Here is a 22,422-nt window from a genome sequence, read left to right as displayed (position 1 = left end):
GTATTATAAGAAGGGGGTGCCGTCTTGGAGAAGAAGCCGCCGGATTACCTGAAATCCGCTCTGTTCGTCATCCCCTTTCTGGTCCTGCTTATTTTCTTCAGCAGGGTCAGGCAGAAAGAGCAGGTGCCTGTGGAGCCCCCCCGCACGGCACACAGCCCTGTTCAGGCCATCAGCGTGGCAACGCCGCTGGTCCATCCATCGAAAAAGAGCCCTTCTCAGCAAGTTTTGCCCGTAGATCTGCCGCCTCACCTCAAGAAATCCCCCTCCTCCAGAGAGGAAAGAGATTCCCGGGATCTTCTTTTCTGCCAGGTAAACTGCAGGCAGATCAGCGAGGCCCTGGAGCTCTACTCTTCAGATTACAAGGGGCGCTATCCCCTCGAGCTGGGCGGTCTTGTCCCCGCTTATCTCAAGGCAGTGCCTTCATGTCCGTCGCAGGGGAAGGATACCTACAGCGGTTCTTACGAGGTAAGCACAATGCCGGACTTCTATTCATTCTGCTGCATGGGCAAAAATCACGCCGCCGTACCTTCAGACTACCCGAGGGCAGATGCCCGTTCCGGTTATCCCCTCCTCCCGGAAGAAAGCAGCAAGTATGCCCTGGAGAGAGCGCTTCTCCTGTCACAGATAACAGAGGCGCTTGGCAGGGAGCCTTCTCCCCGTGAGAAGGAGGCCTACACAGACTATTATCTCTGCCAGAGAAACTGCCGTCATCTGGCGACCGCCATTGAAATGTATTCCACTGACAACAGGGGGCACTGCCCGCCAGGGCTCGCCATACTCTGCCCCCGCTATCTCAAGTCAATTCCCCTCTGCCCCGCGGCAGGAAAGGATACTTACCGCAGCTCCTACGAGGCCTCCGCCAGCCAGGACTTCTATACCATTTACTGCCGCGGAGCCTCTCACAGAAGCATCGGAGCCGCGAAGAACACACCGGTTTACAATGCCACGGGGAATCTGTTCCTTCTGCCTCAGGCGATGGAGCGCTTCAGGGCTGACAGGAAGCCTTGAGGTGGTTTTCAATCTCGCGGTAAACCTCGGCGGGATCTATCTCTTCCATGCATTTCCATGCGGGGCAGTCCACGTTGAAGGGAGGGAAGCGGTCCTTGCTGAAGCAGGGGCTGCACAGAAACCCCTTTCTAATCACCTGTGAGTTCTCGCAGTAAGGGCCTGCGACATTCGGGTCGGTGGGGCCGAAGAGAGCTATCACAAAAGTACCCACGGAAGCGGCAAGATGCATGGGCCCTGAATCGTTGGTGACAAGGATATCGGCACCCTTTATTACTGCTGAAGCCGTAAGGATATCTGTTTTACCGGTCAGATCGATGCACTCCGGCCCTGCGATCTCGATGATTTTACCGGCCGCGGCCTTTTCTGCTTCTCCGCCTACTATCAGGACCTTTGCCCCAAGCTTTTCAATCACGAGCTTCGCGAGCCGGCCGTACTTCTCATCGGGCCACCTTCTCACGAGGGCGTCCGTTCCCAGGCGGTGAGCGGCAAGGTTGTTGCCTCCCGCGGGGGAGAGAGCCACTACCTTCTTTCCAGGCTCAAGGCCGTGCTCCCGGAAGATGAGCTCCTTTCTGGCCAGGGCCTCCTCGTCCAGAAAGAGCATTTTTTTTGTGAAAGAGGGCTCGACGCCCAGGGCCCTCAGCAGATCGAGATACTCTTCTATCTGGTGCCTTCCCGGGATGTTGGGCTTCACCCTGTGGGTATAGAGGAAGCCTTCCCTTCCCCTCTCAAACCCGGCTCTCACGGGAGCGCGGGCCAGAAAAGTGAAAAGGCTCATGATAAAGGGCCTGTGAAGACAGAAAATCATATCATATTTTTCACGCCGGAGAGCCAGGAGAAGTCTTGAAAGAGGCACCGCTCTGTGAGCAAGAAAGTCTTTTTCATCTGCGGCGATAACCTTATCTACATGAGGATTGTTTTTTATCACGTCCTTGATATAAGAGCCGGTAAGAACATGCAGAGAAGCCTCGGGGAAGGTTTCTTTGAGAGAAGCGATCAAAGGAGTGGCCATCAAAAGCTCTCCAATGGCAAAGAGCTTTATGATAAGAATTTTCCTGGTTCTGTCGATAAGCTTTCTATCGGGCATGACCTGGCATTTTGAGCTTTCTGATGATATGCATGATATCTCTATGATATCAGAAGAAGCGCCACCAATCAATACTCTCTGCTGAAGGGGTGAAGTATTCCTCTTACTTGCAAAATGGCTCAAAAAGTTTTACAATACATACCATTAAAGCCACAACAGGACGATGGGAAGCAATGAATATTCCTGCAAAGCCAGCACTATGCCGCCTGACGGTATTATTCGCGCTGCTCTCAATGTGCTCTCTGCCAGCGGTGGCCGGGGAATGGGAATACCGGTGGTCAACGGACTTCAAGCATAAATTCGACAACAGGCTCACGGCGAAGCTGGAAATTGAGTACCGTTACGCCAGCAGCCTGGAAGGCAATTTTTACCGACATACCGATGTCGGCCTGGAGCGGAAGTGCTCCCCTTCTTTCGCCATGAGCCTCAACCTCCGCAAGATAGTGGAGCAGGCAAAGGGTCTCGCCTTCTGGGAAGACAGGCCCTATGTGAACGGGACCTTCAAGTGGAACTGGGGGAATATGGAATTTTCAGACAGGAACAGGTTTGAATGCCGGAGCTTTTCCACGGGGGAGAGCAACTGGAGATACAGGAACTCCCTGAAGATAACCTTTCTTCCTCGCGAGAGAACGGCAGTCCAGATTGTTCCCTTTGTCATCGACGAGGTCTTTTACGACCTGAGCAGAGGGGAGTTCAACAGAAACCGCCTGTACCTGGGCCTGGAGTCCCTCTCTCAAAAGGATCTGAACTGGGAAGTCTCCTACCTGATGCAGAATTCAAAAGCCCCTTCGCAATGGAAGGAAGTGAACGCCCTCGTCACCCGGCTTCATATCCGGTTCTGAGGCATTGCCGGTGCTGAGGGCGGCCCCGGTTCTCCGTGGCGAAGGAGAACCCTGAAGCCGCAGCGAAAGTAAAATCATGACCGCTCTGTCTTTCTCCAAAGCTTGTGTTCTTATTGTTTTCGTGCTGCTGGTGCTTCACTTCCCCGCAGCGGCCTCCGACCTCGACAGCCTGGTAGATGCAGTAAATGCCGGAAATGCCGAGAAGGTGCGGCTCATACTGCGAAAAAGCCCCGGGATTGTCAACCTCTTCGTCATCAACGGCAACAGGCCTCTTCACTACGCGGTGCAGCAGAACCGCCTCGAGATCGTGAAGATTCTCGTCCAGAACGGGGCCGATGTGAATGCAAAAAACCATATCGGCGTCACGCCCTGGGAGACTGCAGCGGCACAGGGCTTCGGGGGAATTGCCGAGTATCTGGCGGGGAAGGGGGCGAGAACTTACAACAGGGAGCTGCAGGCCGCCGTCTTCGAAAACAAGCTTGAAAAGACTGAAGAGCTGCTGAAGCTCCACCCGGGGCAGGTGAACCAGGGAGACGGCGAGGGAACGAGGCTGCTCCAGGTGGCGGCCTGTAACGGTTATGACGAAATGGTGAGGCTCCTCATTGCCCGCGGTGCCGACGTGAATGCCCACAACGACTCGGGGACCACCGCGCTCCAGGAGGCTGTCTATAAGAAAAACCGTCCCATGATCGACCTTCTCCTCTCTGAGAGAGCCGATCCCGACGGGAAGGACTGCCGCGGCTACACCTCGCTCCACCTGGCAGTGGAGCTGGGCGATTATGATGTCGCGAGCCGGATACTCTCGGCAGGGGCGAAGATCAATGTGAGAGGAATGGGAGGCCTTACGCCCCTTCATCTTGCCGCCATGCAGGGCAGGCTCAGGATAATGGAGCTGCTTCTCTCAAAGGGCGCCGCCGTCAACGCAAGGACAGAGGAAGGGAAAACGCCCCTGAAGCTTGCCCTGGAGCATAAAAGAACCGAGGCGGCCAAGCTCCTGAAAAGCAAAGGCGGAACAAGATAAAGGCCCCCTGCAGGGTCTCGAGGACTTTCCTGTCGCCTTCGTAGAGAGCCGCATGGGTGAAATGGGAGCAGGATTGACCTTGTGATGTTTTGCCTGTATAATCACCTGTACCATGATGAAAGGATATCACAAGGGATGAACAAAAGGATATGCAGCCTGCTTTCTGTTTTGCTCTTTGCAGCGTTTCTGGCACTTTGTTCGACGTACACACCCGCCGCGGAGATGGCCGTATCGATCACCGCGGTGAAGGTGAAGCTCGAGGGAAAGGACAACCTCCCCTATTCAGGGAAGTTCGCCGCGGACTTTCCCGCAGGCATCCCCATATCCCCCGGCTCAGGTCTCAGCTTCAGGGGAAAAGCTGAAGACGGATCATGGCTTTTCTGGGGAGTGACAGACCGCGGCCCCGGTTTCGGGGTGCCTGACAGCCCCGAGGGAGTAAGGCAGAAGGTCTACCTTTCCCCCTCATTCAGCCCCTCCATTATCGGGCTCCGCTATGTACCCGGCAGCAGTGAGCTCACCATTGACAAGTCAATCTCCCTCTCCTGGAAAGAGGGCAAGGCCTCTGGACTGCCCCTTCCCCCCCCTGAGGGTAAAAAGGCCGAGGAGATAGCCCTTGATGAGAACTTCAAAGCCCTTGGCCATGATCCGCGCGGCATCGATTCAGAGGGGATAAGCGCCTCTCCTGACGGCTCTTTCTGGATCTGCGACGAGTACAGGCCTTCGCTGCTCAAGGCCGATTCGTCGGGCACTATTGTCAAGTGCCTTGAGCCCTCCCGGGGCCTTCCCTCCTTCCTCGCCGGGCGGGGAAGGAACCGCGGCTTCGAGGGGGTGGCCGCCCTGCCGGGGGGCCAGGTGCTGGCGGCGCTGCAGAGCCCTCTCTCCCCGGGAGGAAAACCCGAGGATTTTGTGCGGTTCGTGCTCCATGATGAGGGCACAGGCGTCTGTAAAACCCTGGCTTATCCCCTTGAGCCCGGACTTTACAAGGACCTCAAGGCCGTCCGCATAAGTGATCTTGCCGCTGTTGGTGAAGGCCATGTGCTGGTCCTTGAGCATGGCCCCCTGGCCATCGGGCCCCGTAAGCGCCATACCGCCATCTATCTGGTGGAATGGGGGGGAGCCTCCGATATTGCTGCGGGCCATGACGAGAAGCAGGCTGAGGTCCTGAGCCTGAAGACTCTCGAGGAACGGGGGCTGAAGTCCCTGACAAAAAAGAAGCTCTGCGAGCTTCCCGGGCTCTCGGAACTTCATGAGAGCTATGCGGAAGGAATGACCCTTGTTGACGAGAGGACCTTAGTGGTGATAGATGACAGCGATTTCGGCGCTGAGAGCTGCATAATCACGGAGGACGGCAGGAGGATCAAGGGCGACCACAAGGCTTACACCCTCAGCAACGGCATAATCTCCCACGGCGGAACGCCTTCAAAAGACCGTTTCGCCATAGTGCCGGCGATACCTCATCCCACCGTCCTGGTGCTGAAGTTCTCAAGCCCGCTGCGGAAATAGGATGCCCGTCAGGCGGCGCAGGCTCTGCCTAGTTGCTTATACTCCAGAGCATAAGTAATTGCAGCACTCTAAATTGCCAAATGAGCATGGGTACTTTACTCTGGAAACTCTGATACTGCAATTTATAATGCGCATTACTATATCCTGTACCAGTAGGCGGGGCTGCCGGGATTGCCTGAGTTGATGTCCTCGATCCTGTTGGGATTCGACGGGTCAAGGGTGGCGGTGTGCTTTGAGCCCTGCTTGTCGGTCCAGGTGAATTCCCTGCCGACGGTGACCCACTGGGCCGGGTGCGTGATCTTCTCCCCTTTGAAGCTCTCAAAGAGCAGGGTGAAACTCCCGGACCCGTCGGGAATATACACGGTATAACCGCTCGAAGCCTTCCATTTGCCTGCCATGGTATTGGCTCCGAAGGCCGGGCAGGCGATGAGCAATGCCAGTGCCAGCACGGCCATTATAAGCACAGGTATGATTGTCCGTTTCATCGGGCTTTCTCCTTTAACTCGCGGTTATCTGCAATGATGGTCAGTGAGCGTCCCTTTCGGTGCACAGCAGGGCAGGAATGAGTCCTTCATAGTTCACGTTCTGTCCCTGGGGGCTCTCGTAGGCGTGAAGCCAGACGCTGCTGTTTGAGCCGCTTCCCACGGTGCCGCTGAAGCTTGCGCTTCCCGAGTTATGGCTCCCGTAGATATTCACATATTTTGTCCCGACCCACCCGCTCATGGAGATCTGATTTCCCGTCTCGGACTGGCGCACGTTCACATGCTCATTTCCCACGGAGCCCGATATGCTTTTGCTGCCGCCGAAATTATTCACCCAGAGGCTCACGTTCTTATAGCCTGAAGAGCCCCACACGCTTCCCGAAATGTTTCCGGAGCTGCCGCTTATGGTTTCGTGGACATTGACCCTGTTGACGCCTACGGAACCGGAGATGTCCACGCGGTCATTCTGCTGGTTCAGGGTCAGGTTTGCCTGGTTTTCACCTATTCTGCCGCTGATGTGCGAATAGACCGGACTTTTCGGCTGCGGCGCCGCGGAACCCACGTTACCTATCATTGTCATACCCCCCTTTATTGGCTTTTCATTGATCCTCCATTATTATAATCCTTGAGAGGGCAGAAGGTATGTAGAGAAATTGTAAACAATTCACTTACCTGCCCATGCGGGCGTCGAAGAACTCCCTGTTCACGTCAAGGGGAATGAGGCCGTGTTTCTCTCCGTCAAAGTTGTGGTAATTGGCTCCCTGGCCTTCGATGATCCTGCGGCCGTCCCTGTTGAGGCCGTCACTGTCAGAAGTGTACACCGATCCGCCTTCTATGCCGCTCACCCAGTCCTGCTGGCCCCGTATCATTGACGACCTTTTGTAGTCTATGTAATCGCCGCTTCTCATCCTCTCCTGGAAGGCGGCAGTGTTTGCCTGCCTTATCTCCTCGGCATACCGCCTCGATTTCGCAATGGTATCGGCGGCGAGGCGCTTCAGGTTCTCCACGCCCTGCCGCACATACTCGGCAGCCCACTCCTCGTTGATGCTGAAGCTCTCCCACATATCCACGAGGGTCAGGAGGTAACGGTTGTACTGGGATCGGGGAGCCCAGATGCCCTCGTACATGACGCCCCACTGTCCCGACGCGAGGGGTTTCATCGTGGTGATATCAAAGAAGCCCTCGGTATTTACCCCTTTCTTGCTCGTATAGGTCATCACGGCATACTCGGATTCGGCCTCTCGTCTCAGTAAGGCTGATACGGTGGCGGCCTGGGCATTGTTGGAATATCTGCTGTACCTGATGTTGCTTGAGCCGAAAAGCCCGAGCACCAGGGACATCGATTCCGCGGGCCCTCTGTAGGAATAATGAAGGCCCGGGAGGCTCCCGGAGTCCAGGTAGGGCACGTTACCCTGGCCGATGAAATTTGTTGTCGAGAAGGCGAAGCCTGAGCCGCCGTCAGGCGATGTGACGAGCATTGCTCCCTTGCCGGCCGTCACTTTCCATCCATTGGGAATGGAGATCCTGCATGATCCGTCCTGTGAGGTGTACGGCACCATTTCGTAAAGGAAGGGCGCATCGGGATTGTTTCTGATATCTGGCTTTGCCGGTGCTGCCGCCGCCTGAGGGGGGGACATGAGCTTTATCTTTGAAAGCATCGATATCAGGAGGGGCTTCTGTTTCTTGAACTCTGCCGCGGTGGCGCTGCATTCCATCACGAGGGCGCTGGTGCCCTCGGTGGTCACATAGTACCGGCATTTGTCGAGCTCCTTTGACCCGTAGGTGTATTGAAACTCAAGGGTGACTCTCTTGCGGTCTTTCGTCGCGAAGGCCTCGGTAATTTTTATGTCGGAAAAGTACTTGGTGCTTGTGCTGAGGATGGCCTTGGAAAAAGCGACGGCGTCAAACTCCGCGGTGATGGTGCAGGAGTAAAATACTATGCAGGGCAGGCCGCATGGCGCGCTCGCAGTGATGAGCTTGCCGTTCTTGTTGTCGTCTGATGTGACGGTCCAGCCCCTGGGAATATAGAGGGAATAGGTCTTGTCCCTGGAGAGGTAGTACTGGAGGTCCTGAGATTTCCGGGCCTCGGGCTTTGCCGGCACCTGTTTCGCTGTGGTCTTCTCTTTTGGCTTTGTCGGCGCACCCCATAAAAGTCCGCCATGGAGTCCCGCAAGGATAAGAACGATAAGCAGTGCACGAAAAAGTCCTGGTTTCATGTCATAACCTCCCGGGTCAGCCTTTCACTCATTTTCTCAAGGCTATTCTACTATTCCTCCCTCTGGAAGTATGTGAAGGATAATACAAGGAGAAAGGGAGGACGAGGGGGAGCTCATCCCATTCGGCAAAGGCCCCTGGGGATTTTGAGGGATCAGAGAGGGCCTTCTTTTTCACAATAGCCTGTCTATCATCCCGCCTTCCAGGGAATAAATTACAGAGAAGCCTTTTTAAGGGAGGAGAGCCCATGATTATCTGGATTGCCGTCGTGATAGTGTTCTTCTTGGCATGCACTGCCCTCGGGCGCGTCTATGAGGAAAAGGAGCGGATTGACAGGATTGAAGGCGCCCTTGCCACTATGAAGAAAAGCCTGGAGAAGCGGGCGGAGCCGGCAAAGCTTCGCGAGGCAAGGCCCGGGAAGAGGGGGGCTGGAGGCAGTGGATCCAGCCCTGCGGTCATCCCGCATGGATTTCTGGAAGAGAGGGCTCCGGCTCCGAGGGAACTCCCTGCCGGTGGATCAGTGGTGAATGCACCGGCCCTGCCGAAGGAAAAGCCATCCGCCATGAGCGCAGTATACCCCCCGCCCTCATCGCAGAGCAAGGAATACACGGAAAAGGCTCCCCGGTGGGAGATGGCCTTCGCGGGATCATACCTGAACTTCTTCGGCATTCTCTTTCTTCTGATAGGAATAGCCACGTACCTCACAGTCACTCTCTCAACGTGCCTTGCGGGCGGCGTACTCCAGTGCGGTGCCGCTGTTGCGCTGGGGCTTGTCATGATAGCTGGTGGCAATCACCTGTACCTCAGGAACATGGAGAAATTTGCATGCCCTCTCGTCGCGGGAGGCTTTACCATCATCTTCTTTGCCGTCTGCGCCTCCTATTTCCGTTACGGCCTCATCAGCACACCCCTTCTCTTCGCAGCCATATTCACTGTCGTGGCCTCGTCAGGGCTTGCAATTTTCCGTTATGACTCAAAATTTATCGGCGCCACGATGCTTGTCACCGTGTTCCTGGCGCCCTTCCTCATGAGGTTCAGTTTCACGGGCCCCGGCCTCATTGCCCTCTACCTGGTGGCGATAAACCTGGGCGTGGCCTACGTGGCATACTACAAGAAATGGGACTCCTACCTCACCCTTTCATTTCTTGCCACCTATGGCCTCTACCTTCATTTTTTCCGCTCATGCGATCCCCTCATCACGCTGTGCTTCCTGACCGCCATCTACCTTATCTATCTCTTTTCAAACAACATACTCCACTTCGTGCGGAAAACCAGCAGCGATTACCACCTTGTCATCTCCTATGTGAACCCCATAGCCTTTGCTGTGGCCTCATGCTTCACGCTGATGAGGATGGCTGCGCCTTGGCCGATTCTCATCTACCTTGGCATGGCAGGAATCCATCTTGCCCTCGCGGTGAAGGCCCATGGCCTCAGGGAGGAGTCGCACGGCTTCGCTGAAATAGTGGAGAACAACGCCGTGATGGGCCTCCTTTTCCTCACCGCATCGATAAGCTTTGTTTCCTTCCTGTCGAAGGGCACTGCATGGTTTTCACTTGTGACAGGCCTCTGGGGTATCGAGGCCTTCGCGCTTATGGCCGCAAGCTTCAGGATTGGGAGCAGGGACTACAGAAAGCTTCTCAGGAGGTTCTCATACTTTGCGCTGCTCCTTGACGCGATGCAGCTTTTCCTTGTCATACCTTCCATGGAGGGGAGTGCGGATCTTGCCGTCACGAGGCTCTCAGTGTTCATCGCGTCAGCGGCAGCTTATTTCCTTTATTTCCGAATGCTCTATGCAAAGCGTGACTTAATCGAGGATGAGGACCAGGCCGCCGAAGGCCTTGTGCTCCTCACCGCGATGGCCATCTCTGGCTTCATAATTATCCGTTATGCTCCTTCTCCCCTGGCGCTTCCCCTGCTTTCCGGGCTTGCTTCTCTCATCGCCTTTGCGGTGAGCCTCGGCTCCTTCAGAGAATATTCCTGGCTCTTCAGGGGATATGGCGCCATGGCAGCAGCCTTCACGGCAGTGATCCTTTTCTACACGATGCCGGTGAGGGACAGCGTGATGCTGGAGCCATTGTCGGGCTTTGCTCTCTACCTCGCCTCATCGCTCATATTCCTCGCGAGCTTCGCGCTGATGTATGCCCGGAAGGCTGAAGGCGGCGATACGGCCGGCATGATAATGCGAAGCCTCGTGGTAATGGCCTGCGCGGCATTTTACTGCGCCGTCCTGGTATATGTACCCCCGTCGCTCTCCGCTGCCGTCACCCTTGCCCTGCTGGCCGCTTTGAGCCTTAAATATCAAGATATTCTCATATCCCTCCACAGGATCGCCATTGCAGGGATGGCCATAACATCCCTTGCGCTCGTTGCCGGCCGGCCGCTCTCCTTCTGCGTGGGTGCTGCGCCGCATATCCTCCCCGGCGGTCACTTCGGAGCCCTCATTTGTATTGCAGGCATATTTGCCCTTTCATATTGGATGCTGATGGCCCGCGAGGATAAAATTCCCTGCCACGAGAGATGGATGACAGGAGCCATCCCTTATATGGTCATTGCCATAGTGATGAAGAGCTTTTTTGCCGTATCCACCGGCGCCCTCTCCACCATAGCCTGGGCTCTCATTGCAATGGCCCTTCTCATCTATTCCATGAAAAAAGGAGGCACCGATACCTTCAGCTCGGTAATGGCCCCCATGGCGCTCCAGTCCCTGCGCAGCTATTCGGGCGGGGATTCGCGCTCGAGGAACTACACCACCCTTGCCCTTGTCATTTTTTTCGTCACTTTTCTGAAGTCCATCGTGCTTGACGCCAACTTCATGATCGCAGGGGGAAGGATGACCATAGCCGCTTCCGGGCATATTGAGCTCCAGGAAGTCGCTTTCATAGCGGTCCTCGTCGCGGTATACTCCATGGCGGCCCTCATGGTATGGCGCGTTTACGACGTGCGCAACCTCATTGTGACACTGGCGCTTTTCATCTTCTGCTTCCAGTTCACCTTCGTGCTTTACAAGCTTTACGGCATGCTCGACAGTTTCCAGGTAGTCCTGTCGGTTTTCTGGAGCGTCTCTGCCTTTGCCTTTATCTCTTACGGCGTGATGATGGAGCTCAAGGTGTTCAGGCAGTTCGGTCTCCTGCTACTCTGCGCGTCAATGCTCAAGATTGGTTTCGTGGACATGGCAGTGCTCAATGCATACAACAGGGTGACGACCACCATCATCATGGGGGTCCTGCTCCTGATAACCTCTTTCCTCTACCAGAGGAAAAGGCATGTTCTCTCTGAGAGAGCAAGACACGGCAGGATGGCCGCCGAAGGGGCATGAGGGGCATCTATGCTTCCGCATCATTCCCCGGCGGAGAGAGCTCCCACATGTTATGGGCGTTTTTCACCGTGTCCAGGAATGCCCTGCATTTTGCACGGTTTCCGCTTAAAAGCTCCACGAGCGCGAAGGAGAGCGCGTAGAGCCTTTTCCCCAAATCGCGCCGCTCGAGGTACACGTAATCTCCCGCCGCGGGCCGCCGCGCGAAATTGATTCTGAGCGCGTAGGCGTCGAAATAGTAGCTGAAGCCCAGGTCGGCAGTGTGGATCTTTTTTACCGGCCCTGCCGCCCTGGCCTGCCTGAAATTCCCGTCCAGGTAGTCTCTTGCAAACTCCGTAATTCCCGCGTAGACTCTGCTGAAACGGCCCTTCCGCGCCACGTCCAGGACGGCCTTGACGGCTTCGGGCATGAGCTCATCAAGGTGTTTTGCCCCCTCGTTATTGAACTCAAAGCTGTTCACGGTGAGGACGGGGGTGTCCCCCTCGAGGGCGGCAATCATCCATACCTGTCCCCTCTGCTGGTATTTCTGCTGTGAGCCCCTGTAATGGATATCGCCCAGCATGACTGAATCGTCGCAAAGAAGGGGGGGCAATGTCCATGAAATGGCGTGGTTGAGCGCAATACAGTTGCCGACCTCCTCGCCGGAGGTGAGAAAGCCCACGGCCCCCTCGAGGGTCCTCTTGTCATGGATGACTATCCTGACACCCTTTTCTCTGTTCTCGTAAACCCTCCCCTGCCCGAACTCCCCCGTGTCTATTCCAGAACGGGCCATTGCCTGCTGCACGGCGGAAACCTGGAAGTCTTTCCGGAACACTCTTCCCATGTACTCTCCTGTCCTTCGGTAGGTGAGAATCCCCGGTGCCACGGGGAGGCGCGTGGTGATGAAATAGGAGGCCCCTATGGAGGGGAGGGCGAAGATGATGAGGCACCAGGGGATGCTCAGGGGAGCCCCGGAAACGCTCTCTATCAGGCTTATCAGAGACGGGAACAGGAGGAGATAGAGAAGGGGGACAAAGAGCGTGGCGAGAGGCCGCGGCGTTTTCCAGAGGCCTTTCAGGATCCTTGTGTTTATCAGGGTCATTTCCACGGCCTGCTCAACGTCAAGCCTCATTGCCCGCGAGACCCTGAGAATTGACCCTATCGTGCCGCTGTCAATATCCTTTATCTTTGCCATTTTCTGCAAGATCCTCGCCCTGCGTACCACTTCCTGCTTGAGAGCTTCCCTTGCTTCCTTTTCCTCCGAGAGCGCCCTCTCAAGCGCCCCGCAGTCTCTCTTCCTCCAGAAAAGGGAGAAGGCCTCGTCGAGGGCCTTTCTCCGCTTTCCCTGGAGCGGCGGGAGGAACTTGAGCATGTTCTCCAGGTCTGAATCCTTTATTGATACGTTGTAGAGCACTTCCTCGAAGAAATAGCGGAGAGCGCGACGAGGGGAAGGGAAGATCTTCAGGAGTTCCCCTGCCTTTGCGAGAGCCCTGGGGCCATATCCCATCTTTGCCGCCAGGGGATTCTGATTGATTTTTTCCAGGATTTCCGTGATGAACTCAGGCATCGGCATAGATGCGCTCTTGTCATCCTTCACCCGCAGGGCTCTTCTGTGGTATACGGCATCATAGGCAAGAAGGGCGGCCATCACTGCAAGGTAAAGATAAAGCGGCTCGGTGAGCCCGCTTCTGTACATCATGAAGGCACCGAAGGCTATGGCGGCATAGGTGAGTGCATGGAGGAGGCCTTTCCTGAGAAACTCCCCTGCAAAAAGCCCTGCCCTTGACGGCACTTTTTTCTCTCTCTGCACCTGGTCGTCAAGATCGACGGCATATCCCAGAACCTTGCCTCGAGGGAAGGCATACTCGTAAGGCTCGAAGGGGAGGCCGAAGGCATCAAGGTATTCGCGTGTTGAGGAATCTGCATAGGAGAGGGTGATCTCCTCCAGGAGGTGGCCGCACCCCGCGACATGGCGCACGAACCTCTCGGGCACCTTGTTGAGGGGGTACCTGTAGTAGCATACGGTCCTGAAGCCGCATCGCAGGGCATAATCCTCTATGGCCTTCTTGATGAGCGAAGGCTTCACGCTTGCCCTTCCCTCGACGCCGTCCACGAAAAGAAGGGCCTGTTCCCCGCCGGCGGCATCGCGGTATAGGCATGCAGCAAGGCGCGCCCGGGCCTTCCTCCCCTCCTTTGTGCTGAAATCCAGCGCCGAAATTGATTTGTTGCGCATGTAGCCGAAGGGGCCCAGCATCCCCTTGGTCCTGCGCTGCAGGGTATCCTTCAGCGACCCCGTTCTCAGCGAGGCCGAGGAGTAAAAGTCCTTCTGCCTCGTGAGATCCTTCCAGGGATCCCTTTCCCAGGCGCTTGCCTTGATAAAGCCCTCCGGTACCGAGTCATCGTTCTCCAGGGCTGATATGATAGCGCTCAAGTAAGTGAAACCTTCGGACCCGGCTTTCATGAAGCAGTCTCTCAAATGTTTCAGAAGCTCGATTCCTTCCCCGGCAGGCAGCCCGCCCTTCTTGTTGAGTTCAATCTTTTCCTGGTGTGAATCGATAAATTCAGTCACCGATTCTTTTTTGTCCTTGAGGCTCTCTATGTACCTCCCCGGGTGAAACCTTTTCTGCTTCTTGAACCCCAGCACGTCCCTGAGAGCTTTCTGCACCAGGGAGGGGCCGGGCTCAAGGACGGCAAGGTCATCGCCCTCCTCGTAAAAGACGCAGTATGAGGGGTTATCCCAGTATTCATTGATTCCCAGGCTTTTCAGCGTGCCGAGGGTTTTCTCTGTCCTGCCGCAGCCTTCAAACCACCTGCGGTAGTTCTCCAAGGTCACCATGAAGCCGAAATCAAGCGCCGAGATCATGCGCCATGGAAAAAGCACCGTGCGATGGAGGGCGATTATCGCGACACAGGCAATGAAGGCAATGCCAAGCCCTGTGGAGAGGTCAAACCACAGGTCGGCCGACGGGATGAAAGCATCTCTGAAGGGATCGGGTGAGCCTGTGCAGAGGAGAAAGAGTGAGAAAGGCACACCTGGCGCAAAATGCGAGAGGCAGAAGGCGATAAACCCTATAAGCAGCGCAACGCCGTAGAGAAGGGCGGGATGGTCAACGAGGAGGTTCTTATGGGCCCTCTGGAGCTTTTCAATGCGCTCATTGGAGAGATCCTTCACCTTGAGGCGCTTGAACTCGTCCCAGAGGAACCGGAGCTCCTCATAGCCTGAGGCGGTCATCCTTGTATCGACGGCTCCATAGAGTACACCATGTCCCGTATCCCCGCCTCCTGCGGGAGGCCCGCTGCTCATGGCTTCCCCCCGGTCCCGGGAGGAGAGACCCTTTTTTTAATGCATGGCACGGCCTTTTTCATACAGGCAATTTCTACCATCAATCAGTGATACCCTTTCCTGGAGCTGGAAAGGCGGCTCCTAGGGAGGGGAGCCGCTGCGGAGCGAAGGGAGGGACTGTCCGGGGCCGGGTCGTCACTCTTTTGCGCCGTGCTTCCGGAGGAGGTCAACCGCTTCCTTGTAGATGGCTATCAGAGCTTTAGTGGTCTCTTCATGGTCCGGAGCGGAGCTCCAGTAATTCAGATATTGCTTTTTTCGTTGAGGGCTTCTTTCGCGAGCTTCAGGGGGGGTCTTCACGCATCCCTCCAGGGCGAGGAGCAGAAGCGCACCCAACACCAGTCCTCTCCGGTATCCTGTCACCACGTTCATGAGAGCCAGGGATGCAGAGCCTTGAGCGGTGGGCCGGTGATGAGGTCCATGCTTTTGTTCACCTTCAGCTTCACGCCACCTATATCGACAAATCCGTCTTCATCCTTGATTGCCTCGCCACCAGCGCCGCTTCCTGAAGCGGCATCGACAAGGGCCTGGTTGTCGGAGGCGACCTTTTTCACCAGCTCCTCTTCCTGAGCCTTCTTTTTCTCTATGGCCTGCTCCAGCTCGCCCTTCTGGTATTCAAAGCATTTAATAGCGAGCTCGTCCCTCATCGCCGGGCCTTTTTTCTTCTCGGCGAGATGGAGATAGAGCCTCGAGACACCCGTTCCCAGTCCCAGGAAGGCAGGGAAGGAGAGAGAAAGGGGAGTCGATATGGCTGCGCCCATCACCGCCGCCGTCACGGTGCCTATGGCCACGGCGGCGCCGGCGAGCCAGGTTCCCGCGCATATCCTGAAGGCCGTGGAATTGAGCTTATTATAAACTGACTTGCCGATCTCATCATAAAGGGTGGGATTGCTGCTCTTGAGAATCTCTAGGCGCTCATCGCGTGATAGGGTGAGGACCTGATAGAGGGCTTCCTTCTTCCCGGTGAGCTCCACGACCTCCTGGTGAAGCCGCTTCACTCCGGGGTGCTCCCCGGCGGTCTCCCGGGCCATCCTGGCGGCCACGTCCTGCGCGGGGCCTGCCTGGGCGTCCCCGGGCTGCGGCATGGAGTCTGGTGCAGAGGTGATGCGGTGAAAGGCTGGATTTATCATGGCAGTGGTCCCCTTCCCCATTGAGTACATCATAATAATACAACAAATCGGCCACCTATGCAACAGGTATTTGGAAAAGCCCGAAGCGCGGCTCCCTTTCCTCCATGAAGTCATTGTCAGGAGATGAAAGCCCCTCCGTCGATGCTGCCGGGGCCTGTGATAAAAAGAGCTTTTGTTAAGTATGTTGCCGGCTCGTAAACTATGTTTACAGGATTATTCCCCGCCACCGGTGAATCCAGAGAGATGTGATAATGGGCCTCAGGTCCGGACCCCTGCGGCAGGAAGGCTTCATGGATATCCGTCAGGACACCGTCATTGAGCTCTCCGTTGACAGCCTCACTGTGGTCACCCCGTCGCCGGGAGAGGGCCAGAGCCGGCGCCAGGTCAGCTATATCGAATATACGGCGCTGAGAGATGCCGTGAGGGCTGTCGTCAACATTGTGGCGGACCGCTTCGGCAGGGAAATCTTCGCCGATATCTGCGGACGCTGCGGACGCTGCTGCATGGGGGAGATGCCCCTTGTCACCTCGAGGGATATTCAGCGTATCTCCCAGCACAGGGGAGAGTTTTTCGAAGATCCGTTCAGGTCTTCATATATAGAGCCCTCGTTGACGTGGAACAGCCGCGACGGCGTCCTGCGCCGCCATGAGGGAAGATGTGTCTTCCTGGAGCAGAACCCGGCAGGAACCTTTGCCTGCACCGTGCATTCCGTAAAGCCCCTGGCCTGCGCCTCTCTCGAGCCCGCCATGGAGATATGCCTGAAATCGCCGGGGAAGCTCATCACCCACATCGGGAAGATCACGATCCTGGCGGGAAAAGTGGAGATTACCCGCAGGGAGGGGCAGTCCTTCGAAAAGGATCCTTCCCTGGAGCTTGAGCTCACTGAAGCCATTGACGCACTGAGAGACCTTCTCTCGGGCATCCCTGATGAGGAGCCCGACCCTCTCTGGAAGATGCTCGGTGACGCCAACGGCGTTCTTGACAGGATCCGTTATGTATTCTTCACGGAGGGAATGACGGTGGAGTGCGCGGTGCTGCTTGAGGAGCTTGCCGAAAAAATGGAGGCCCTGGGCAATGCGGCACCGCCCGAGAGCGAGTCCCTCAGATTTCTCTTCGCCAAGGTGAGCAGGATGACAGCCTTCATCGCCGAGGAGACGGCGAGAATGGAGCGCGGCGGGGAAGAGCCCCCCCGGCTCATCGAGAGCCTCACTCTCTATCCCGAGTTCCTCTCGGTGCTCACCCCGGTAAACGGCACAGAGGTGCCCCGCTCCTTTTCCTACCGCGACAACCCCGGCCTTCTTTCCCTGGTGCGCCAGCTTGTGGCACTCATAGGGCAGTCCCAGGACCCTGTCGTCCAGGAGTCCCTCTGGAACACCGATGCCACGTGCTTTCTCTGCGGCGAATGCTGCTGCTGCTACGGGGTGGAGATCAGCCCGTACGATATTGAGCGTATCTCCTGCCACCTCGAAATCTCCCTTGAGGAGACATGGAAGAGATATCTCAAAAAAGGCCCTTACTCCTGGAACGAGCACATCGGCCTGCTCTTGAAGGCCGATCCCTCGGGGAAGTCTGACTACTGGAGCTCCCTGTATGAGAATGTTTTCGAAAGATCGAGTGAAACGGAAGGGGCCGTCGAGCCTCCCCGGCCCCCGGAAGAACTATGCGCCCCGCGCTTTGCCTGCGTTTTTCTGAAGTCTCAGGGCGTCAGGGAATATTGCTCCATTTATCAGGCAAGGCCCTCTACATGCTCGAATTATTCGCCTTACAACAAGCCCTGCCAGAGGGTGGGCCTCAGCGAGAGACCAGATATCCACGCGGGAAACATCGTCTCACTTACCGTGAAGGGCAAGGTCCTGTCCCTCACGTCGCTCCACATCCTCCGATGGAAGCTTGCCCCCCTGCAGATCTATCTCCCGGAGAATATGCAGATTCAGGAACTATGCCGCCGGATTGACGGTGCAGTCGCCGCCCTTGTCCTCAGAGACGATGACGCAGGCGGCGGATCATCAGCAGAAAAGCCGGCAAGGAGAGACTGATGCTCATCAATGAAGAGACATCCTTTGCCTGCACCGTCAACAGGATCCACGTGTCCTCTCCCCTCGGCGACGGCACCTTTGAGGAAGCAGCTTTCCTGTATGCCGACTACCCGGCGCTCCGCACCCCCGTGAGAGCCATTACCGAGTATGTCGTGGAGCGCTTCAGGCAGGAGCTCTTCGGGGACATCTGCACCCGGTGCGGCAACTGCTGCAGGTCACGGCCCGTGCCTGTCACTGCGGGGGAAATCAGGAATATCTGCCTTTTTTTCCATGAAGATGATGAGGAGGCCTTCCGCCACCGCTTCATAGACCGCGCCTTTACCTGGTGTGAATCTGACGGCACGCTCAGGCGCATCGAGGGGCAGTGCGCCTTTCTTTCCAAAGGGACTACCGAAGCTTACCGCTGCGAGATTTACCCCTCCAGGCCCTCGGTCTGCCGTGATCTTGAGCCCTCGATGGCCTGCTGCGCCAAGGAGACGGGGAAGCTCATTTTTCACCTTGCAATGATCGAGATAGGGAACGATGGCCTTGAAGCCACCTCGAGCTCTGGAAGGTCTGTAAAATTCCCATGGAATGAAGATTCTCTGCTGCAATCGCAGGTGGCAGAGCTCCGGGAGGCGGCAGGCGCCTTCCAGATCCCCGATACCTCATTCGAGGTTGCCGTAAATGATCTTGATGGCGACCTTGCCGGGTTACGGCGCTTGGCCCTTGAAGGCGGCAAGGTAACCGGGGAAAAGCTCGGCGAGCTTGCCGGGAAAATCTCGTCGATGGCGGCGCCGGAGAAAAAATACGAGAGGCTCCTTGTGATCATCCGCGAGAAGCTCGCCCGCCTCGTGGAGCTTGCCAGGGCTACCCCCCGGCAGGCCCGCCCTTATGAGGGCGGGCTCACCTTCACGGCATTAACTCTTTACCCCGAAAGGCTCGAGGCCAGGGGTACATTGAAGGGGCAGCCTGCAAGGGCTCTGATGAAATACGGCAGCCATCAGGCGCTCCAGGACAAGGTGCAGGCTTTCATGGAAAGACTCACCGCATCGACCGATCCCGCCCTGTGGGAAGCCCTCTGGCATGCCGACCTGAAGTGCTTTCTCTGCGGTGAGTGCTGCCGGCGTTTCAAGGTGGAGATCAACCCCCACGACATTGACAAGATTGCAGGCCGTCTCGGCATCACCGAGGAGGAGGCCCGTGACAGATATCTTCATCCAGGCATTTTCTCCTGGAACAGGGCTGACGCCCTCCTCGCAAAGAAGGATGGCACGAAGCTTGACCTCATCCACAGCCTGGCCGACTGCATATTCCTGGAAGACTCCCGGGGGGGAGCGGCCCTCTGCGCCATGTACGGCACGCGCCCCCATGTGTGCGAGAGCTATACCCCTCTTGACACGCTCTGCCTGGAAATGAGCATCATCACCAGGAAGGACAGCTTCCTGGAGAACATCCTCTCTGTTGAGTGCGGGGATGGGCTTGTGAAGATGACCACAAAGACCACCAGGGCCTGTGAAGTGCCTCCCTATGAGATCCACCTCAATGAGGACCGCATGCTGGGGACTCTTTATGACGCCCTGGAGGAGGAGGCGGCGCGGTGCATGAGAGGAATAGGCTCACACTCTCTCGAACATTGCTGAAAACTTTTACGACAGGACGCAGGCCCTCCTGAATATGAAGCCGGGATTTTTCGCACCACGCTCCGTCGCACAGAAGCTCTGCCTTTACATCGGCCTGGCCCTCAGCCTCATCTTTATTTTCTCGGCTACGATCAATTATACCAAAAACAAGTTCACCGTCATTGATCAGACCAATGCAGAGGCCCAGAAGCAGGTAAAGGCTTTCGCCTCCCAGATTGATGAAGAGGTGCGCCGCGTGGCCACCGTGACTGAGAGCATTGCGGCTCAGCAGCAGGCTGCAGGCCTGGAGCCCACTTCCCAGACCGTGCCCTTCCTTGTGGGGCTTCTCCAGAAAATGCCCCGGAATGAGGTCTATGGGGTTTACATCGCTTATGACCGCAAGGATTACAGGAAAAAGGACGCCTGCCTTGCCGTGCACCGGAAGGGCTGGCCCAGCCTCACGCCGGTAGATTATGATTTCCATGAAGAGAAACAGGAATGGTACGTCGGCCCCAGGAACACCGGGAAGCTCTACATTACGGAACCTTACTATGACAAGGGCGCGGGCGCTATCACCATGGTAAGCATCACCACGCCTCTCTTCGACAATGAAAAAAAGTTTTTTGGTGTCGCCGGCTGTGACATGTCCCTCGAGGAGATCCAGAATGAAATTAGGCACTTCAGCCTGCGCACCTCTGATAAGAGCATTTCGGAAGGCCAGGATAAGGAGTACGCGTACCTCGTGAGCCGCCATGGGAAGGTAATCGCCCATTCCACCGATGACCGCCTCATGCTCCGCGAGGGCTATGAAGGCGAAGATGTAAGAAACCTGGAGGGAGGGAACGAGATCGCCGGGTCCCGTGAAGGGAAGATGCGCTTCAGGAAGGGCTCGCACTACTGGTGGATCTACTGGGCCGAAGCGCCCTTTACCGGGGGGAAGGTAGTGCTCAACGTGCCGGAGGCCGTCATGTTCCGCACGGTGACGGAGCTTACCCATCTCTGGATGATTTTTCTCCCCGTCACGCTTGTGCTTATGCTGGTATTTCTCACGATCATCGCGCAGCGGGTGATGAAGCCCGTGGCTACTCTCACCAAAGCGGCCTCGGAGCTTGAGGCCGGCCGCTTTGACCTCTCATTTCTCGAGGAGGCGTCAAAAAAGCGCGACGAGCTGGGCCAGCTTGCGCGGACCTTTCAGAAAATGGCATCGGAAATCGAGTCCCGCGAGAGGCGCCTCCAGGAGTGGAGCCAGACCCTGGAGCGCACCGTCGAGGAGCGCACCGCCGAGCTGGCGAAGTCAATGCGCGAAGCACAGGACGCCCGCGCCGAGGCAGAGGCGGCAAACCGCACCAAGAGCACCTTCCTGGCGAGCATGAGCCATGAGCTCCGCACGCCCATGAATGCCATAATAGGCTACAGCGAGATGCTCATGGAGGATGCCGAGGACTCGGGGGAGACCGGGACCCTTGCCGATCTCAGGAAGATCCACGCCGCCGGGAAGCACCTGCTGTCGCTCATCAACGACATCCTGGACCTCTCCAAGATAGAAGCGGGAAAGATGGAGCTCTTCATCGAGACCTTCAGCATCCGCGACATGATTAGTGATGTCGTGACCACCATCCAGCCCCTCGTGGAGAAGAACAGCAACACCCTCAGGCAGGAGATCCAGGAAGGCATCGACACCATGCAGAGTGATCTCACCAAGGTGCGCCAGGGTCTCTTCAACCTCCTCTCCAATGCCTGCAAGTTCACCCATGAGGGGCAGATCTCCCTTGCGGTGGAGCATGAGAAGGAGCAGGGCAGGGAGTGGATACTCTTCCGCGTGAGCGACACCGGTATCGGGATCACCGGGGAGCAGATAAACAAGCTCTTCCAGGCTTTCACGCAGGCCGACAACTCCACGACGCGGCAGTACGGCGGAACGGGCCTGGGCCTCTCCATCACGAAGAAATTCTGCCAGATGATGGGGGGCGACGTCACCGTCACCAGCGAGCAAGGGAAGGGCTCGGTATTTACCATAAAGCTCCCTGCCAGGACGCCCGATCCCAAGGCGACCGCTCCCGGTGAAGAGGTGAAGGAGGAAGAGCCTCTCCAGCAAGGCCTTACGACGGTGCTCATCATAGATGATGATCCCACGGCCCGTGAAATCATCATACGCCACCTTGTCAAGGAGGGATACCAGTACAGGACCGCTTCCAACGGCAAGGAAGGCCTGGCCCTAGCAAAGGAGATCAAGCCTGCCGTCATCACCCTCGATGTGATGATGCCAGAGATGGACGGGTGGGCCGTCCTTGCGGCCCTCAAGGAGGATGAGGAGCTCCGCTCCATACCTGTCATCATGCATACCATCCTGGATCAGAAGGAGATGGCCTATGCCCTGGGAGTGACGGACTACCTCACCAAGCCCGTGGACAGGGAGCGTCTCATAGAGATAATGGAAAAGTACCGTATGGACAGGGACTTGAAGACGGTGCTTGTCGTGGAGGATGACCTGACCACGAGGCACATGGTGGCGCAGATCCTCAGGCGGAGCGGTTATAGTGTCCTTGAGGCCGAGAATGGAATAAAAGCTCTTGAGCGAATTGGTGAAAAGCTCCCGGACTTCATCTTTCTCGATCTGATGATGCCCGAGATGGACGGCTTTGAATTCATCGAGGAATTCAGGAGCAGGCCTGAGTGGAGCAGGGTTCCCATCGTGGTCCTCACGGCGAAAGAGCTCACCGCCGGGGAGCGCAGCCGCCTCAGTGCCGTGGTGGAAAAGATTGTGAGCAAGGGCTCGGTGAGCAATGACGAGTTGGTTCAGATTGTAAGGGCTTACATGGAAAGGGGGCCAGCCAGAACGGCCCCTGATGATCTTTGACAGCAGAGCGGA

At 56.7% G+C, this 22,422-nt stretch carries 14 protein-coding genes; 8 read left to right on the top strand and 6 right to left on the bottom strand.

What is annotated here, in order from left to right:
* The first annotated feature begins 24 nt into the window (after positions 1-24).
* Positions 25-1,008 (top strand): hypothetical protein, encoded by a 984-nt coding sequence (locus RDV48_15155; protein ID MDQ7824138.1) that lies wholly within the window; start codon positions 25-27, stop codon positions 1,006-1,008.
* Here the strand turns inward: RDV48_15155 and waaF are convergent.
* On the bottom strand, positions 986-2,092 hold the full coding sequence (gene waaF, locus RDV48_15150) for a lipopolysaccharide heptosyltransferase II (GenBank protein ID MDQ7824137.1): 1,107 nt from the start codon (positions 2,090-2,092) through the stop codon (positions 986-988). The genes RDV48_15155 and waaF overlap by 23 nt on opposite strands.
* Before the next feature lie 233 nt (positions 2,093-2,325).
* Here waaF and RDV48_15145 point away from each other — a divergent pair, with 233 nt between their 5' ends.
* From RDV48_15145 to RDV48_15135, 3 genes are all read left to right on the top strand, one after another.
* Positions 2,326-2,934 carry a DUF2490 domain-containing protein gene (locus RDV48_15145; protein MDQ7824136.1) on the top strand — a complete coding sequence of 203 codons (609 nt, stop codon included), beginning with the start codon at positions 2,326-2,328 and terminating at the stop codon, positions 2,932-2,934.
* Between the two features lie 76 nt (positions 2,935-3,010).
* Positions 3,011-3,955 carry an ankyrin repeat domain-containing protein gene (locus RDV48_15140; protein MDQ7824135.1) on the top strand — a complete coding sequence of 315 codons (945 nt, stop codon included), beginning with the start codon at positions 3,011-3,013 and terminating at the stop codon, positions 3,953-3,955.
* Positions 3,956-4,090: 135 nt separating this feature from the next.
* On the top strand, positions 4,091-5,458 hold the full coding sequence (locus tag RDV48_15135) for an esterase-like activity of phytase family protein (protein MDQ7824134.1): 1,368 nt from the start codon (positions 4,091-4,093) through the stop codon (positions 5,456-5,458).
* Between the two features lie 137 nt (positions 5,459-5,595).
* On the opposite strand, the gene RDV48_15130 is transcribed toward RDV48_15135, so the two are convergent.
* From RDV48_15130 to RDV48_15120, 3 genes are all read right to left on the bottom strand, one after another.
* Positions 5,596-5,943: a hypothetical protein gene (locus RDV48_15130; protein ID MDQ7824133.1), complete on the bottom strand. Its 348-nt coding sequence runs from the start codon at positions 5,941-5,943 to the stop codon at positions 5,596-5,598.
* A gap of 40 nt (positions 5,944-5,983) precedes the next feature.
* Positions 5,984-6,514: a hypothetical protein gene (locus RDV48_15125; GenBank protein MDQ7824132.1), complete on the bottom strand. Its 531-nt coding sequence runs from the start codon at positions 6,512-6,514 to the stop codon at positions 5,984-5,986.
* A 94-nt stretch (positions 6,515-6,608) separates the two neighbouring features.
* Positions 6,609-8,156 (bottom strand): hypothetical protein, encoded by a 1,548-nt coding sequence (locus RDV48_15120; GenBank protein MDQ7824131.1) that lies wholly within the window; start codon positions 8,154-8,156, stop codon positions 6,609-6,611.
* Positions 8,157-8,401: 245 nt separating this feature from the next.
* Here RDV48_15120 and RDV48_15115 point away from each other — a divergent pair, with 245 nt between their 5' ends.
* A complete protein-coding gene (locus tag RDV48_15115; protein MDQ7824130.1) occupies positions 8,402-11,470 on the top strand; it encodes a DUF2339 domain-containing protein in 3,069 nt (1,022 codons plus the stop codon).
* Between the two features lie 7 nt (positions 11,471-11,477).
* On the opposite strand, the gene RDV48_15110 is transcribed toward RDV48_15115, so the two are convergent.
* Positions 11,478-14,750 carry a hypothetical protein gene (locus RDV48_15110; protein ID MDQ7824129.1) on the bottom strand — a complete coding sequence of 1,091 codons (3,273 nt, stop codon included), beginning with the start codon at positions 14,748-14,750 and terminating at the stop codon, positions 11,478-11,480.
* A 404-nt stretch (positions 14,751-15,154) separates the two neighbouring features.
* Positions 15,155-15,916, bottom strand: coding sequence for a hypothetical protein (locus RDV48_15105; GenBank protein ID MDQ7824128.1), 762 nt, complete (start codon positions 15,914-15,916; stop codon positions 15,155-15,157).
* A 290-nt stretch (positions 15,917-16,206) separates the two neighbouring features.
* Here RDV48_15105 and RDV48_15100 point away from each other — a divergent pair, with 290 nt between their 5' ends.
* Genes RDV48_15100 through RDV48_15090 form a run of 3 tightly spaced genes read left to right on the top strand, consistent with a single transcriptional unit; the run spans position 16,207 to position 22,410 of the window.
* Positions 16,207-17,952, top strand: coding sequence for a YkgJ family cysteine cluster protein (locus tag RDV48_15100; GenBank protein ID MDQ7824127.1), 1,746 nt, complete (start codon positions 16,207-16,209; stop codon positions 17,950-17,952).
* Positions 17,952-19,574: a YkgJ family cysteine cluster protein gene (locus RDV48_15095; GenBank protein ID MDQ7824126.1), complete on the top strand. Its 1,623-nt coding sequence runs from the start codon at positions 17,952-17,954 to the stop codon at positions 19,572-19,574. The genes RDV48_15100 and RDV48_15095 overlap by 1 nt, the downstream gene beginning before the upstream one ends.
* A gap of 34 nt (positions 19,575-19,608) precedes the next feature.
* Positions 19,609-22,410: a response regulator gene (locus RDV48_15090; GenBank protein MDQ7824125.1), complete on the top strand. Its 2,802-nt coding sequence runs from the start codon at positions 19,609-19,611 to the stop codon at positions 22,408-22,410.
* The last annotated feature ends 12 nt before the right edge of the window (positions 22,411-22,422 follow it).

The organism is Candidatus Eremiobacterota bacterium, assembly GCA_031082125.1.
Lineage (GTDB): Bacteria > Vulcanimicrobiota > CADAWZ01 > CADAWZ01 > Ess09-12 > Ess09-12.
Note: the sequence above shows the minus strand (reverse complement) of the source record. Positions and strands in the feature narration are given on the sequence as shown.